Source organism: Nonomuraea sp. NPDC049684, assembly GCF_044465345.1.
Taxonomy (GTDB): domain Bacteria; phylum Actinomycetota; class Actinomycetes; order Streptosporangiales; family Streptosporangiaceae; genus Nonomuraea.
Map to the genome: position 1 here is coordinate 171,152 of NZ_JBITLO010000006.1, position 16,233 is coordinate 187,384.

Consider the following 16,233-nt stretch of genomic DNA (forward strand, 5'->3'; position numbering starts at 1 on the left):
ATGGCACCAAAGAATTTAATTTATGAGGAATTTTCGGCATTTATGACGAAAACTGCGGCCGTACGGGCCGGAACCGTCAGCGTGCCGGCCGCCGGGTCGTAGGACGACCGCCTGACCACCTCGTCCGCCGACGCCGCCTGCACCGGGTGCAGCGCCACCCGGCGGCCCGGCGGCACCCCCGGCGCCCGCGTGCAGGGCGACGGGGTGGGGTTGAGCACCACGACCACCGCGTCCCAGCGCGGGTCCAGCCCCGCGGTGTCCACCCGCATCACGATCACGCCCTCGCCGCCGGCCGGGAACGACAGCCGCCGCCGCACCTCCTCCGCCGTGCCCAGCGCGAACGCCGGGGTCGAGGCCCTGATCCGCAGCAGCTCCCCGAACGCCGCCCGCGCCGCCCCGATCTCCGCGCAGCCCGGACGCAGGGCCGGGTCGGCCAGCAGCGGCCGGGCGTAGGGCCAGGCCGCCTCGTTGTCCGCCCGCGGCGGCAGGCCCGCGCCGAACCCGTTGCCCGCCGAGCAGTCCCACAGCAGCCGGTTGAACCAGTCGCCGGAGTCGTAGGAGTTGCGGTCGAGCGACTTCGAGCGCAGCCGCTCGCTGCCCGCGTGCACGAACGCCGCCCCCTGCCCCAGCAGCACCGTGGCCAGCGACAGCACCTGCATGCGCACCCGGTCGGCCATCGGCGTGCCCGCGGGCAGCTTGTAGACCAGCGCGTCGAACAGCGTCTCGTTGTCGTGCGCGTCCACGTAAGACACGACGTCGTCCGGCCGGGCGGCGTAACCGGCGGCGGCGCCGTTGTGGCCGACCTGCGAGCCCGCGCGGCCCGAGGGCAGCACGTAGTCGCGCAGGCCGCCGGTCAGGCCCAGCATGACCAGCTCGGTGCAGTGGCGCAGGCGCTCGCGCTGCTGCTCCTCCGAGCCGTTGGCGGGCGCGCCGTTGGGCGCGCCGGCCAGGCCGGAGCCGTACCCCTGCACGCGCGGGTCGGCGTCGAACGGGCCGCCGCCGCGCACCGCGTCCCGCAGCCGGTCGTCGAACGTGCCAATGCCGGTGCCGGCCATGTTGGCCTGCGTGGCCTGGTCGAACCTGGCGTCCCCGGCCACCTCGCCGAAGCTCCAGCCCTCGCCGTACAGGATGATCGAGCGGCCGTCCACGCCGTCGCGCTCGGGGGTGAGCGCGTCGAGCGCGGCTCGTACGGCCAGGATGTTGGCTTTCGGGTGGTGGCCCATGAGGTCGAAGCGGAAGCCGTCCACCTTGTACTGCCTGGCCCAGGTGCGCACCGAGTCGACCACCAGCCGGCCCATCATGGCGTGCTCGGGCGCGGTGTTGGCGCAGCAGGTGGAGGTGGCCAGGGAGCCGTCCTCCAGCAGGCGGTGGTAGTAGCCGGGCACGATCGGGTCCAGCACGTCCGCCGAATGGGCGTGGTTGTAGACCACGTCCATGACCACGCGCAGCCCGGCCTCGTTCAGCGCGGCGACCATCGCGCGGAACTCCCTGATCCGCTCGTCCGGGTCGGTCGCGTACGAGCCCTCGGGCACGGTGTAGTGCTGCGGGTCGTAGCCCCAGTTGAAGGAGTCGCGGTCGGCGGTGAGCGCCACGATCTCCTGCTGCCGCTCGGAGTCGGGCGGCAGGGCGGCGAGGTCGCAGCCGGGCTCGGTCCGGTCCGACCGGCGCTCGGGGATCGTGGCCAGGTCGAACACCGGCAGCAGGTGCACGTGGGTGAGGCCGTCCGCGGCCAGCGCGCGCAGCTCGCGCATGCCGTCGCCGTCGTGGCCGAAGGCCGCGTACGTGCCGCGCAGCTCCTCGGGCACGGTGGCGTCGGAGGCGGAGAAGTCGCGCACGTGCAGCTCGTAGATCACCGCCCGGTCCAGCGGCACCGGGACGGGCTTGGCCAGGCGGTCCCAGCCGGGCGGCTTGAGCGCGGGGTCGTCCAGGCTCACCAGCCTGCTGCGCACCCCGTCAGGCGCGGTGGCCAGGCTGTAGGGGTCGGTGACCTCGCTGGTGACGACGCGGCCCGCGGCGGGGGAGTAGACGGTGACGCGGTAGGTGTAGTCCTTGCCGTACCAGGTGGGCAGGCCGCGGATCGACCACACGCCGGTCTCCTCGTCCAGCCGCATCGCGTGCCGGCGGCCGCCGAGCGCCAGCTCCACCCGCCGTGCGGTGGGGGCCCACAGGGCCAGCCGGGGCAGCAGCCGTCCCGACGGCCCGAGCCCGGCGCGCACGGCCCCGGCGTAGACGTCGTCGAGCACGCCCGGGATCTGCACGCCGGTCGCCGCGGCCACCGCGCCCGAGCCGTCGCGGGCCACGGCCACCACCTGGCCGCGCAGCGCCTCCTTCACCCGCCCGGCGTCCTCGCGGCGCAGCTTGAGCGCGGTGCCGCCGGCCAGGTGCGGCCACGCCCGCCGCCGCGCGTCGTCCAGCTCGCCCGGCGTGAGCGGGACGGTCACGGCATGGCCGGTCAGGCGGCCGTCGTGGCAGGCGATGCCGCCGGCCGGGGCGAAGGCCAGCGCGTGCGTCAGCGACGGATCCACCGTCCAGACGACCGTCTCCCTGTCGATCCAGTGGGCCCGCGCCTCGCCGTCGCCGATCGCGGTCACGTAGATCATGGTGCCCGCCCGGCGGCGGCCCATGCGAGGACGCCGCGCCGGGCGGCGGAACACGGGCCCGGCCAGGCGCACGCCCGGACGCTGATTCAGTGACCATGCCATTACTTTGCGTAATCGGTGACTTTGCGTGATCCTGGGCTCATGGACGGATTCCTGGACCCCACCTGCGGAGGCATGACCGAACTACGTGTGCACGGCGTCTCCGGCACCCCGCCGGCGAGCATCCTCAACCATCCCCACCCCCGCCAGATCGCCGGCGACGCCACCACCGGCTTCTACCGCCGCTGGTGGCCCGGCGGACGCCCCGACGGCGAGCAGGACGACGTGCCCGGCGTCCGCCATCGCGAGGCCTACGCCTGGGGCGGCCTCACCTCCGGCGGCAGGACCATCGCCCTCTGGCTGCTCCTGCTGCCCTTCTCCCTGGCCAACCTGTCCTACTTCATGCTCCCCAGGCCACCGGCCGGCGCCCGCCTGCGGCACGTGGCCGAGGCCGCGCAGCGGCTGTTCGCGCTGCTGCTCACCGGCACCCTCGTGGGCGCGGTCACCCGGGCGAGCGTCGACCTCGTCGGCTGGCAGTGCACCGCGGCCGGCCGGGCCTGCGCCCGCGAGAGCGCGCCAGCCTGGGTCCACTGGATGAGCGAGCTGTGGGGCGCCGAGCCGTCGCGGCGGCTGGCGGTCGCCGCGCTGGCGCCGTTCGCGGTGGTCGTGCTGCTGTGGTGGCTGGCGCGGCGCACCTGGGAGCGCGACGAGCAGACCGGGGTCCCGCACGACGGCGGCTCGCGTCCCGGGCCGTTGCTGGCCCGGCCGCGGTTGTGGCACGGCGGCGCGCCCGTATGGCGGTTGCGGGCCGTGCACGTCGCCTTCGCGCTGGGGTCGATCGGCCTGGCGGTGTCGGCGCCGTTCGTGGGCGACCCGCGGGGGCTGGCTCTCACGGCCGCCAACGCCGCCGTCCAGGTCGCCGCCGCCGTGCTGGCGGCGCTGCCCGGCATCGCCAGGCGGCTGGCCCCCGGCGAGGCGGTCCCGCCCTGGCTCACCGGCGCGTGCCGGGTGCTGCGGGTGGCCGGGCCGCTGACGTTCGTGTCCACGATCGCCGCCGCCCTGGCCGGGATGTCGCCCGCGCTGCCCGGGCGGCAACTGCCCGGCATCGGCGTTGGAGCGTTCCAGTTCGCGCTGACTGTCGGGCTCGGGCTGTTCATCCTGGTGGCGACGTTCGTCCTGGCGCGCATGGACCGGCCGGCCGAGACCGGCGACCCGATCGAGCGGCGGGCGATGTGCGGCATGGCGGCCTGGTTCACGCTGATGGTGGCGGCCGGCAGCGCCAACGTGCTCGCCCTCGGCCTGCTGTTCTGGACCGCCACGTTCTTCGGCGTGCCCGCCTCGGTCGCCGAGCCGGGGCCGGTCGACCGCCGCCTCTACCTCGACGACCCGGTCTGGTGGACGGCCGCGCTCGTGCCGCTGCTGGTGATCGGGTTCGTCGCCGTGGCGGCCGAGCTGTGGCTGTCGCGCGGGTCGGCCGCCGCCGCGCTCACCCCGAAGCTGACCCCCTACTACGGCTCCTACGACCGGGACGTGGCCGGCAAGTGGGCGCTGGCCGCGCTCACCGACCGCGCCGGGCTCGTGCTGGCCGTGCTCACCGGCGTCGGCGTGGCCGGTTCCGGCGCGGTGACCGTGATCTACCGGTTCCACCTGTTCGCCCCGGTGGGCGGGCTGGCCGGCCTGCTGGCCTCGATCGGGAGCTGGGCCATGACGGCGATCGTCGTGGGCCTGGTCCTGCTGGGCCGCCGGACGTACAGCGACACGCGGCTGCGCCGCACGGTCGGCATCCTGTGGGACGTCTCGACCTTCTGGCCCAGGGCCATCCACCCGCTGGCGCCGCCCTGCTACACCGAGCGGGTGATCCCCGAGCTGCTGGCCCGGGTCAAGACCCTGACCAGGACCGCCGGCGACGAGGTGGTGCTGTCCGGGCACAGCCAGGGCAGCGTGCTCACCGCCGCGCTCGTCCTCCAGGTACGGCCCGAGCTGCGGCCCCGCCTCCGGCTGCTCACCCACGGCTCGCCGCTGCGCCGCCTGTACGCCGCCTTCTTCCCCGCCTACTTCGGCACCCCCGGCCTGTCGGCGATGCGCGACGCCGTCCGCTGGACGAACCTCTACCGGCTGAGCGACCCCATCGGGGGGCCGGTCTTCCGCCGGGTCGACCCGTTCGGGCCGCGTCCGGCGGGCGAGGGGGAGCAGACCGTCGACCGGTTCTGCTGGGACCCGCTCCAGCCGGGGCCGGGCGAGCCGCTGCCCGAGGCGCGCTGGCACTCCGACTACTGGCTCGACCCGGCCTACGAGGAGACCCTGGCCCGGCTCACCAGTTCAGATGGAGTTCCTCGGGCGCGCGGTGGATGAGCGTGGCGGCCATCACGACGTCCGGGCGGGCCAGCCGGAGGCCGGGCAGCTCGGCCACCAGCAGCTCCAGCGTCACCCGGAGCTGCTCGCGGGCCAGGAACGCGCCGGGGCAGCCGTGCACGCCGTGCCCGAACGCCAGATGGCGGGCGCGCGGCCGGGTGATGTCGAAGACGTCGGGCCGCTCGTGCACCGCCTCGTCGCGGCCGGCCGAGGCGAAGGAGACGAAGACCGTCGAACCCTCCTCCAACGGCGTGCCGGCCAGGGTGAGCGGCCTGGTGACGCGGCGGCGGAAGCCCTGGACGGGCGCCTCGTACCGGGCGGCCTCCTCGATCGCGGCCGGGATCAGCTCGGCCGGGCTCGCGCACAGCAGCTCCCACTGGCGGCGGTCGCGCAGCAGGCGGTGCACGACCGAGCCGAGCAGCGCGGTCGTGGTGAGGTGCCCGGCGAGCATGACGTTCTCGACGTTGGAGGCGATCTCGTCGCGCTGGGCGGCCGTCGGCTCGCCGGGGCCGGGCGCCAGGCCGCGCACCACCTCGCCGGTCAGGTCGCCGGATTCGCCTGAACGGGCGGCGTGGGCGGCCAGCAGGCGCCGCAGCCCGGCCACGTCGCGGGCGGCGGCGATCTGCTCGTCCTCGGGCATCGGGGTGAACAGCAGGTCCTCGGCCCGGAAGCCGCCCCTGATCGCGGTGGGCACGTCGGCCGGGTCCAGGCCCAGCAGGTGGCCGATCACGGCGGCGGGCAGCGGCCTGGCGTAGCCGGACATCCACTCGCCCCCGCCCGCCTCGGCGAACGCGGCGACCAGGCCGGCGGCCGTGGCGGTGACGAACGGCACCGCGGCCGCCACCCGGGCGGGCGACAGGCCGCGGGTGAGCGGCCTGCGGTAACGCCGGTGCGCCTCGCCGTCGCTGCTCAGCACCACGGGCGCGCCGCCCGGCACCCCGGCCAGCTCGGCGAAGGCCCGCGGGCTCGGGATCACGTCGGGCCGCAGGGCGCCCCGGGAGGAGAAGTCGTCCGGCCTGGACAGCACTTCGCGCACGTCGTCGTGCCGGGCCACCAGCCAGGCGTCCAGCTCCTCGACGAAGGTGAGGCCGGGGGCGGCGCGGGCGCGGGCGTAGAGCGGGTACGGGTCGCGGTAGAGCGCCTGTCGATCCACGCGTCCCATCGTCGGGCGTGGCCCGGGACGCCACAAGATCTGAAATTTTCTTTTAGTTCACTCCGAAGTCTTGAAACTTATATCCACGAACGATTGAGTTCGGTCGTGCAGACCCTCCGTTTCCTGGCCGCCGCCGCGCTCGTGTTAGGGCCGGTGGCCCTGAGCGCGCCCGCGCAGGCCGACCCCGCCCCGCCCGCCGAGGACGCGCTGAAGGCGTCCTCCTACCCGCCGCCCTCCACGCTGATCAGCCAGGCCACCGCCGGGCAGCCCCGGCTGGAGACGGCCAAGAGGACCCGGCCGGTCGCGCCGGGCCTCTCTCTGACCTCGTTCGACACCTACGACGCGCTGGGCTGGCTGCGCGCCGACGCGCTGACCGCCGACCTCGGCGGCGGCAAGGGCGGGCCCAGGGCCGACTACGTCTTCTCCGGCGAGGTGACCAAGACCGAGCCGCTGTCCGGCCCCGCCGGGCGCTCCCGCGCGGTCGCCGCGGTCAACGGCGACTTCTTCGACATCAACAACTCCGGCGCCGCCCAGGGCATCGGGGTGCAGGACGGCACGCTGGTCCAGTCGCCGGCCGCCGGGCACGACAACGCGGTGGCCGTCACCGGCGACGGCGTCGGGCGGGTGCTCAAGATGTACTTCGAGGGCACCGCCACGCCCTCCGGCGGCGCGCCGATCGCGCTCACCCAGTTCAACCAGATGGTGCAGAACGGCGGCGTCGGCCTGTTCACGCCGCTGTGGGGCTCCTACAGCCGGGCCCGCGCCGTCGAGGGCGCCGCCACCGTCGCCGAGGTCGTGCTGGTGGACGGCGTGGTCACCGAGGTGCGCAACGCCGCCGGCGCCGGGCCCATCCCCGCCGGCACCACGATCCTGCTCGGCCGGGACGCCGGCGCCGCCGCCCTGTCGGCCCTGAAGGCCGGCGACCGCGTGGAGGTGAAGTACCAGCCGAAGGCGTCGGACGGCTCCGCCGTCAAGGCGGCCGTCGGCGGCAACTACGTCCTGGTCAAGGACGGCGTCGTGCAGAACAGCACCGACCCGGCCGCGCACCCGCGCACCGCCGTGGGCTTCTCCGCCGACGGCAGGAAGATGTACCTGCTGACCGTGGACGGCCGCCAGGCCGACAGCCGCGGCGTCACGCTCAACGAGCTGGCCGCCATGATGGTGGACCTGGGCGCGGCCAACGCGCTCAACCTCGACGGCGGCGGCTCCTCCACCCTGCTGGCCCGCGAGCCCGGCTCGGCCGAGGTGCAGGTGGAGAACAGCCCCTCCGACGGCGGCGAGCGCCACGTGCCCAACGGCCTGGCGCTGTACGCCCCCGAGGGCAGCGGCAAGCTCAAGGGCTTCTGGCTGGAGACGGCGAGCGACCCGGCCAAGGCGCCCGGCGTCGGCCCGGTCGCGGGCGGCCGTCCCGACCGCGTCTTCCCCGGCCTGACCAGGCGGCTGACCGCGGCCGGCTACGACGAGACGTACGGCCCCGCGGCCGGCACGCCGTCCTGGCGGGCCAACCCGGCCGTGCACGGCGTGATCAGGAACGGCAGGTTCCACGCCCTGGTGCCCGGCCAGACCACGGTCACCGCCGCGCGCGGCGGCGCCAAGGGCACGATCGGCCTGACCGTGCTCCAGCCGTTGCAGCGGCTCGGCGCCACGGCCGACCGGCTCGGCATCGCGGGCGCCGACGGCAGCGCCGCCTTCGGCGTCGTCGGCTACGACCGCAACGGCAACTCCGCGCCCATCGAGCCGGACGACCTCACGCTCGACTACGACCGGAACCTGTTCGAGGTCACCCCGGCCGAGCACGGCTACTTCACCGTCAAGGCCCGGCAGGCCACCGGCTCCGGGCTGATCACCGCCAAGGTCGGCAAGATCACCACGGCCGTCCCGGTGACGGTCGGCTTCGACTCCAAGCCGGTCGCCGACTTCGAGGACGCGGCCAAGTGGACCTTCGCCGCCGCCCGCGCCACCGGCTCGCTGTCGGCCGCGCCGGGCCAGAGCGGCGGCGGGCTCAAGCTGTCCTACGACTTCACCACCTCGACCGCCACCCGGGCCGCGTACGCCAGCCCGCCGCAGCAGATCGTGGTGGACGGGCAGCCGCAGGCGTTCGGGCTGTGGATCAACTCCACCGGCAAGGGGGAGTGGCCCAGCCTGGAGTTCTACGACGCGCTCGGCCAGTCGCAGATCCTGCGCGGGCCGTACATGACGTGGACCGGCTGGCAGTACGTCGAGTTCCCGGTGCCCGCCGGGGTCAACTACCCGCTCAAGCTCCGGCGCTTCTACGTGGCCGAGACCAGAGCCGACGCCAAGTACACCAACGACATCATGATCGACGGCCTGGTGGCCAAGGTGCCGCCGTCGATCACCGCGCCCGCCGTGCCCAAGGTCGCCGACCCCGTGGTCAAGGCGGACGTGGCCAAGGCGCCCTGGCGGTTCGCGGTCATGTCGGACGCCCAGTTCGTGGCCAGGAACCCCGACAGCGACATCGTCAGGAACGCCCGCCGCACGCTCAAGGAGATCAAGGCCGCCAAGCCCGACTTCCTGCTGATCAACGGCGACCTGGTGGACGAGGCGTCGCCGGAGGACTTCGCGCTGGCGAAGAAGATCCTCGACGAGGAGCTGGGAGGAGAGCTGAAATATCACTACATCCCCGGCAACCATGAGGTCATGGGCGGCAAGATCGACAACTTCAAGGCCGTCTTCGGCGACACGTACGGCACCTTCGACCACAAGGGCACCCGCTTCGTCACCCTGGACACCTCCCGCCTGAACCTGCGCGGCGGCGGCTACGACCAGGTCGCGATGCTCCGCTCCGAGCTCGACAAGGCGGCGAAGGACGCCTCCGTCGGATCGGTCGCCGTGCTGTTCCACGTGCCGCCGCGTGACCCCACGCCGGGCAAGGGCAGCCAGCTCGGCGACCGGAAGGAGGCCGCGCTGATCGAGGGCTGGCTGGCCGGCTTCCAGCGCGACACCGGCAAGGGCGCGGCCTTCATCGGCGGGCACGTGGGCACGTTCAACGCCTCGCGCGTGGACGCCGTGCCGTACTTCATCAACGGCAACTCCGGCAAGAACCCGGCCACCGCCCCCGAGGACGGCGGCTTCACCGGCTGGTCGCTGTGGGGCGTGGACCCCGTGACGCCCGCCGAGGCCGAGCACGTCCGGCGCAACTGGTTCACCGACGCGCCCGACTGGATCGGCACGCAGGTGCGGCCGCACGTGGACGAGCTGACGCTGACCGCGCCCGCGACCGTCGCCGTCGGCGCGCCCGCGCCGGTCACGGCGGCGATCCGGCAGGACGACCGGGCCGTCCCGGCCGCCTACCCGGTCTCGGTCACCTGGTCCGGCTCGCCCAACCTGCACGTCGGCACCCGCCAGACGGCCAAGCCGTGGCACGTGGCGGTGCTCGACCCGGGCACCGGCACGATCACCGCCCTGCGGGCGGGACAGGTGACGGTCGCGGTCACCGTCAGCGGGGTCACCCGCCAGGCGACCGTGGCGCTCGCCGCCAAGGCCGCCGCCTGAGGCCCCCGGCCGGAGAGGGAACCCCCCTCTCCGGCCGAAACCCTCCCAGATACCGAAATATCGGGATGAAGGGTTAAGAATCTAGGCAGTCATGGGATTCCCCCTCCTTCCTCCGGATAGCACTCCTGACGTGCGGGGACGTGCCCCCGCAAGGCGCGGGACCGGGGAAGGACTGGGGGTTCGTCGGTGAACGCATGGACCTTCGAGGGACAACCCGGCGCGCTGGGCGACACGGTCACGCTCGTGGAGGGCGGCTCGTTCTGCGTGTGCCAGCACGGCGGCGACATCGTCCCCGGCGGCGCGCAGGGCGTCTACCACGCCGACACCCGCCTGCTGTCCCGCTGGATGCTGCGCGTGGACGACCATCCCGTCGAGCCGCTGCAGGTCATCATGGGCGAGCCGTACCACGCCACCTTCCTCGGCAAGGCCCGGCCGCGTCCCGGATGGGCGGAGAGCACGCTGCTCGTGGTGCGCGACCGCTACGTCGGCGGCGGGCTGCGCGAGGACCTCACGCTGCGCAACATGTCCGAGGAGGCCGCCGGCTGCGTCGTGTGCGTGCAGGCCGGCGCCGACCTGGCCGACCTGTTCGAGGTGAAGTCCGAACGGAGCTGGCCCGCCGAGGACGTCGAGATGAACCCCGGCGAGCGCGGCATCGAGGTCTACTCGCCCAGCCGCGCCCGCGGCGCCAGGATCGCCGTCGAACCGCCCGGCACGCCGGTCGTCACCGCGCCGGGCCTGCTCACCTTCGACGTCGTGGTGCCCGCCCGCGGCGAATGGCACGCCACCGTGCTGGTGACGCCGGTCCACGAGGGCGAGGAGTCCTCGGCCCGGTTCCCGGTCGCCCATCCCACCCACCACGCCGAGCCGGCCCGCCGCCTGGCCGAGTGGACCGCCAGCACGCCCGTCCTGGAGAGCACGAACGCCGGCCTGGTCGAGGCCCTGGCCCGCGCCCGCGAGGACCTGGGCAGCCTGCGGCTGTTCGACCGCGACCATCCCGACGAGCCGCCCGCGATCGCCGCCGGCGCGCCCTGGTTCATGACGCTGTTCGGCCGCGACTCGCTGCTGACCTCCTGGATGGCGCTGCCGCTGGACCAGACGCTCGCCCTCGGCACCTTGCGCAGGCTGGCCCGGCTCCAGGGCACCAAGGTCGACGCGCTGTCGGAGGAGGAACCCGGCAAGATCATGCACGAGCTGCGCTTCGGCGTCCAGGACGGCTCCTCGCCCTACGGCGGCCGGGCCTACTACGGCTCGGTGGACGCCACCCCGCTGTTCGTCATGCTGCTGGGCGAGGTGCGCCGCTGGGGCGTCCACCGCGAGGCGGTCGAGGAGCTGCTGCCGTACGCCGACGCCGCCCTGGCCTGGATCGAGGAGTACGCCAGCCGCGACGGCTTCGTCTGGTACCAGCGCAAGACCGACCGCGGCCTGGTCAACCAGGGCTGGAAGGACTCCTTCGACGGCGTGAACTTCGCCGACGGCACCATCGCCCGCCCGCCGATCGCCCTGGCCGAGGTGCAGGGCTACGTCTACGCCGCCTACCTCGCCCGCGCCCACTTCGCCTGCCAGCAGGGCGACGAGGCCGCCGAGCGGCGCTACGTGCAGCGGGCGCGGGCGATCAGGGAGGCGTTCAACGAGCGGTTCTGGCTGCCCGGCCCCGGCTACTACGCCATGGGCCTGGACGGGCGCGGCCGGCCCATCGACGGCCTCGGCTCCAACATGGGCCACTGCCTGTGGGCCGGCATCGCCGACGAGGACAAGGCCCGGCAGGTGGCCGGCCACCTGCTCTCGCCCGAGATGTTCACCGGGTTCGGGGTGCGCACGCTGGCCTCGTCCATGGGGGCCTACAACCCGATGAGCTACCACAACGGCTCGGTGTGGCCGCACGACAGCGCGCTCATCGCCGCCGGGCTGATGCGCTACGGCCACGTCGAGGAGGCCCAGCGCATCGCCGTCGGGCTGCTGGAGGCCGCGCACGCCTTCGGGGGGCGGCTGCCGGAGCTGTTCTGCGGGTTCGGCAAGGAGGAGTACGGGCGGCCGGTGCCGTACCCGACGTCGTGCTCGCCGCAGGCGTGGGCCGCCGCCGCGCCCATCCAGCTCCTGCGCACGCTGCTGCGACTGGACCCGTGGGTGCCGTACGGGAAGTTGTGGCTGGTCCCGGCGCTGCCCGAGGGGTTCGGGGAGGTGACCATCAAGGGCATGCCGGTGGGCGACTCCAGGGTCGGCATCCGCGTCAGGGGCGAGGACGGCACGCCGCTGGTGTCCGGCCTGCCCGACGGCGTCGAGCTGGTCACCGAACCGCGCTGCCCGATCAGCGGCGCCTGCCGCTCCGGCCCCGCCCGCAGGGCGCACGGCCTGCCGGCGCTGTGACGACCGGACCGACACGGGGAGGTGCTGGGATGACGACGGATCTTGAGGACGACTGGGAAGGCGCGCTGCGCATCGTGATGGTCGCTCCGCCCTGGGAGGAGGTGCCGCCGCGGGCCTACGGCGGGATCGAGCAGATGCTCGCCGACCTGATCACGGGCCTGTCCGCGCGCGGCCACGAGGTGACGCTGATCGGCGCGGGCAGCACGGGGCTGCCGGCCAAGTTCCTGGTCACCTACCCCGAGGCGCCCTCGGAGCGGATCGGCGAGGGGCTGCCCGAGGTGCTGCACGCCGCCCAGGCCTGGCGGGCGCTGGAAGGGCTGCCCGCCGACATCGTGCACGACCATTCGCTGGCCGGGCCGCTCACCGCACTCGGCCGGGCGACCCCGACCGTGGTCACCTGCCACGGCGATGCCGGCGGCGAGCTGGGCGAGGTGTACCGGGCGCTCGGCGAGCACGTCAACCTGATCGCCGTCTCCGACGCCCAGCGCGCCGACGCCCCCGACCTCAACTGGATCGCCACCGTGCACAACGCGCTCGACACCGCCACCTTCCCCTTCCGGGAGCACAAGGAGGACTGGGTGCTGTGGCTGGGCCGCTTCAGCCACAGCAAGGGCACCCACCTGGCCATCGACGCCGCCCGCGCCGCGGGCCGCCGCATCGTGCTGGCCGGCAAGCTCACCGAGCCGTGCGAGCACGTCTACTTCGACGAGCACGTACGGCCGCGGCTCGGCCCCGGCGTCACCTACCTGGGCGAGGCCGACGCCGGGCGCAAGCGCGAGCTGCTGGCCGCCGCCCGCTGCATGGTCTTCCCCATCCAGTGGGAGGAGCCGTTCGGCATGGTGGTGATCGAGGCCATGGCCTGCGGCACGCCCGTCGTCGCCATCGGCCGCGGCGCGGTGCCGGAGATCGTGGTGGACGGCGTGACGGGGTTCGTCCTGCGGGAGCCGGCCGAGCTGCCCGCGGCGATCGAGGCGGCCGGGCGGCTCGACCCGCGGGCCTGCCGCGCCCACGTCGAACGGCACTTCGGCGTGGGGGCGATGGCCGCGGCCTACGAGGCGGTCTACCGCCGCATGCTGGCCGCCCCCCGCCCGGCGGGGCTCACCGACGAGCCTGCACCGGACCGAACGCGGCCCGGGTGTCGATGACCCGCCCGAACCGCACCCAGCGGTCCCGCTCGAACCGGGCCAGCTGCATCGACTCGATCGGGAACCCGTCGCCGGGCCCGGTGGACAGCGTGATCCCGGGCAGGAGCAGGTCCAGCTTGACGCCGGACAGGCTGCGCATGGCCGTGCGGAGCCCCTCACGGGACGGGCAGCGCATGCGTTCGAGCGTCCGGGCGAACGCCTGCGCCGCCGTCCAGCCGTAGACGACCTGCTGGGCGGCGGGATCGGCCTCGGGGACGTGCCGCCGCACCGCTGCCACGTACGCGCGCACGGCCGGGTCGGCGGCCCACTCCGGCGCGGCCGGATCCTTCTGGAACCCGGCCGTGACGACGCCCTGCACCTTGTCGTGGCCGACCGCCGCGAGCACGGCCGGCGAGGCGGCCACGCCGTTGAGGATGTGCAGCGGGTTCCAGCCGGTCATCGCCGCGTCGGCGGCCAGCGCCTGGGCGGCGAACTTCGGCGTGCTGACGTCGAGCAGCACGTCCGCCCCTGAGCCGGCCAGGTTGGCGAGCTGGCCCTGCACGCCCGGGTCGGTCACCTCGTAGCTCCGGACGGCCGCGATCCGCACCCCCGTGCCCTCGATCGCCTGGCGGAAGCCGTCGAGCAGGTCGTGGCCGAAGTCGTCGTTCTGGTACAGCACGGCGACGCGTGCCCGGGGCACGGACTCGGCCAGGTAGCGGGCGTAGACGCGGGCCTCGGCGGCGTAGCTGGGCTGGAAGCCGATCGTCCAGGGGTGGCTGGTGTCGGTGCCCCACTCGGTGGCGCCGGTGGCCACGAACGGCTGCGGCACGCGCCGGCGGGCGGCGTACTCGCGCACGGCGGCGGTCGAGGGCGTGCCGACCGTCTGGAACAGCGCGAACACCCGGTCGCTCAGCACCAGCCGGCGGGCCTCCGCCACGGCCCGGCCCGGCTGGTAGGCGTCGTCGCGGACGACGAACTCCACGCGCCGCCCGGCCACGCCGCCGCCCTCGTTGACGTGCTCGAAGTAGGCCCGCGCGCCCTGGGCGACCGCCGCGTACGCCGAGGCGGGCCCCGACAGCGGGTAGAGGCCGCCGACCTTGACCGACCCGGCGGTGATCCCGGTGCCGTCCTGGCCGGCGCAGGCCCCGGTGAGCGTGACCTCGCCGGTCGGCGGGCGGCAGCCGGCCAGCAGCAGCACGACCAGCGCCACGAGCACCCGCGCCGGCCTCATCCGAACCTCCTGGCCACGCCCCAGGCGGCCCGGCGCAGCAGCCCGGCCAGCCCCGTGGGCGCCGCGCGCACGACCAGCAGGATCAGCAGGCCGGAGACGATCCCCGGCACGGCGGGGCCGAGCCCCTCGGTCGCCGCCGGCACGGACGTCACCACCAGCGCGCCGAGCAGCGGCCCGGCCGCCGTGCCCGGCCCGCCGACGACGAGCCCGGCCAGCAGCGTGATCGACAGGGTCACCGGGAAGGAGTCGGGGGAGACGAAACCGGTCGTCCAGGCGTAGAGGGCGCCGGCCGCGCCCGCGTACATGGCGCTCCAGGCGAAGGCGTGCGTCATGTGGGCGGCCGGCCGCATGCCGAGCGTCTCGGCCGCCGCCGGATGCTCCCTGATCGCGGTCAGCGCCCGCCCGCCGCGCGACCGGGTCAGGTTGCGGGCCATCGCGTACGCCCCTGCCGCCGCCGCCAGCACCAGCAGGTACAGCCACTGGTCGGCCTCCAGCACCAGCGCCCACGGCTCGGGCACCGGCAGCCCCATCGCCCCGCCGGTCACCGACGGGAAGCGCTTGACCAGCGGCGGCAGCACCACCGCGGCCGCGAAGGTGACCACCGCCAGGTGCGGGCCGCGCAGCCGGAACGCGGGCAGCCCCGCCGCCCGGCCGAGCCCGTAGCACACCAGCGCCGCGGCGGGCAGCGTCAGCGGGTACGGCAGCCCCACCCGGCCCATGAGCACGGCCGCCGTGTAGGCCCCCGCGCCGAAGAACGCGCCGTGCCCCAGCGAGACCTGTCCGCCGTGCCCGGCCACCAGGTCCAGCCCGAGCAGCGCGATCGCGTTGATCAGCACGATCGTGGCCTGGAACAGCAGGTAGGGCGGCGCCGTGAACGGCAGCGACGCGGCGGCGACCGTCAGCACGGCCAGGCCGGTCCGCCGCCACGGCCACACCTGCCGCCGGTCGCCCGCCGCCTGGCCGACGGCCGTCCTGCGGTGACCGGCCGTCACCGCGTTCACGACCGCTCCCCGCGGGCCGCGCCGAACAGCCCGCGCGGGCGCGTCAGCAGCACGGCCACGATCAGCACGAGCGGCACCGCGATCTTCAGGTCCGCCCCCACGAACCCGAGGTACGTGCCGGCCAGCGTCTCGGCGACGCCGACCACCAGCCCGCCGGCCACCGCGCCGAGCGGGCTGCCGAAGCCGCCGAGCGTGGCGGCGGCGAAGGAGTACACCAGGACGCCGGTCATCATGGACGGCTCCAGGAACAGCATCGGGGCCACCAGCACGCCGGACAGCGCGCCGACGGCGGAGGCGGCGCCCCAGCCCAGGGCCAGCACCCGCCCCACCCGCACGCCCGACAGCGCGGCCGAGCGCGGGTCCGCGGCCACCGCCCGCATCACCAGGCCGAGCCCGGTGTGCCGGACCACCAGGGCGACCGCGCCGAGCACCAGCCCGGCCAGGCACGCCGCCTCCAGCGCCGCCACCCCGGCGGGCCGGTCGGGGAACGGGCTGGGGAAGGCCCGCAGAGCCGACGTCCACACCAGCGCGGCCAGCGCGTTCACCAGGACGTACAGGCCGATCGTGGTCATCACGAGGGTGAGCCCGTCCGCCTGCGAGCCCGGCCGCCGGATCACCGCCCGCTCGGTCACCACGCCGGCCGCGAAGGCGAGGGCCACGGTGAGCGGCAACGCCCCCCAGTACGGCATCCCCGCCTCGACGAGCTGCCAGGCCACGTACGCGGCCAGCATGGCCAGCTCGCCCTGGGCGAAGTTGACGATCCCGGTGAAGCGGTAGGTGAGCACCAGGGCCAGCGCGAGCGCCGCGTATCCGGCGCCCGCGCCGAGCCCCTCAAGGAGCTGCTCCAGGAACACCG

The 16,233-nt window shown here is 74.7% G+C and carries 9 protein-coding genes; 4 read left to right on the forward strand and 5 right to left on the reverse strand.

All coding sequences use genetic code 11. The annotated features are described in order from the left end of the window. Positions 1-20: 20 nt before the first annotated feature. Positions 21-2,672: a pullulanase-type alpha-1,6-glucosidase gene (gene pulA / locus ACIBST_RS21205; RefSeq protein ID WP_397173791.1), complete on the reverse strand. Its 2,652-nt coding sequence runs from the start codon at positions 2,670-2,672 to the stop codon at positions 21-23. Positions 2,673-2,741: 69 nt separating this feature from the next. Here pulA and ACIBST_RS21210 point away from each other — a divergent pair, with 69 nt between their 5' ends. Next, positions 2,742-4,991: a hypothetical protein gene (locus ACIBST_RS21210; protein ID WP_397173793.1), complete on the forward strand. Its 2,250-nt coding sequence runs from the start codon at positions 2,742-2,744 to the stop codon at positions 4,989-4,991. Here ACIBST_RS21210 and ACIBST_RS21215 read toward each other — a convergent pair. Further along, positions 4,951-6,144, reverse strand: a complete 1,194-nt coding sequence (locus ACIBST_RS21215; RefSeq protein ID WP_397173795.1) for a cytochrome P450 — start codon at positions 6,142-6,144, stop codon at positions 4,951-4,953. The two genes, ACIBST_RS21210 and ACIBST_RS21215, sit on opposite strands and share 41 nt — an antisense overlap. Positions 6,145-6,249: 105 nt before the next feature. On the opposite strand from ACIBST_RS21215, the gene ACIBST_RS21220 reads away from it, so the two are divergent. The 3 genes from ACIBST_RS21220 (at position 6,250) to ACIBST_RS21230 (ending at position 13,166) form a co-directional block, all read left to right on the forward strand. Further along, positions 6,250-9,657, forward strand: coding sequence for a phosphodiester glycosidase family protein (locus ACIBST_RS21220; protein WP_397173797.1), 3,408 nt, complete (start codon positions 6,250-6,252; stop codon positions 9,655-9,657). A 186-nt stretch (positions 9,658-9,843) separates the two neighbouring features. Further along, positions 9,844-12,021 carry a glycogen debranching N-terminal domain-containing protein gene (locus ACIBST_RS21225; RefSeq protein WP_397173799.1) on the forward strand — a complete coding sequence of 726 codons (2,178 nt, stop codon included), beginning with the start codon at positions 9,844-9,846 and terminating at the stop codon, positions 12,019-12,021. Between the two features lie 29 nt (positions 12,022-12,050). Then, positions 12,051-13,166, forward strand: coding sequence for a glycosyltransferase family 4 protein (locus ACIBST_RS21230; RefSeq protein WP_397173801.1), 1,116 nt, complete (start codon positions 12,051-12,053; stop codon positions 13,164-13,166). Here the strand turns inward: ACIBST_RS21230 and ACIBST_RS21235 are convergent. From ACIBST_RS21235 to ACIBST_RS21245, 3 genes are read right to left on the reverse strand one after another with little or no spacing between them, the layout of a single operon-like run. Then, on the reverse strand, positions 13,120-14,376 hold the full coding sequence (locus ACIBST_RS21235) for an ABC transporter substrate-binding protein (RefSeq protein WP_397173802.1): 1,257 nt from the start codon (positions 14,374-14,376) through the stop codon (positions 13,120-13,122). The two genes, ACIBST_RS21230 and ACIBST_RS21235, sit on opposite strands and share 47 nt — an antisense overlap. Continuing rightward, on the reverse strand, positions 14,373-15,377 hold the full coding sequence (locus ACIBST_RS21240) for a branched-chain amino acid ABC transporter permease (protein ID WP_397173804.1): 1,005 nt from the start codon (positions 15,375-15,377) through the stop codon (positions 14,373-14,375). Before ACIBST_RS21240 ends, ACIBST_RS21235 begins: the two co-directional genes overlap by 4 nt. Beyond that, the gene (locus ACIBST_RS21245) at positions 15,374-16,231 is read right to left on the reverse strand and encodes a branched-chain amino acid ABC transporter permease (protein ID WP_397173806.1); all 858 of its coding nucleotides are present in this window, start codon (positions 16,229-16,231) and stop codon (positions 15,374-15,376) included. The genes ACIBST_RS21240 and ACIBST_RS21245 overlap by 4 nt, the downstream gene beginning before the upstream one ends. Positions 16,232-16,233 lie beyond the last annotated feature (2 nt).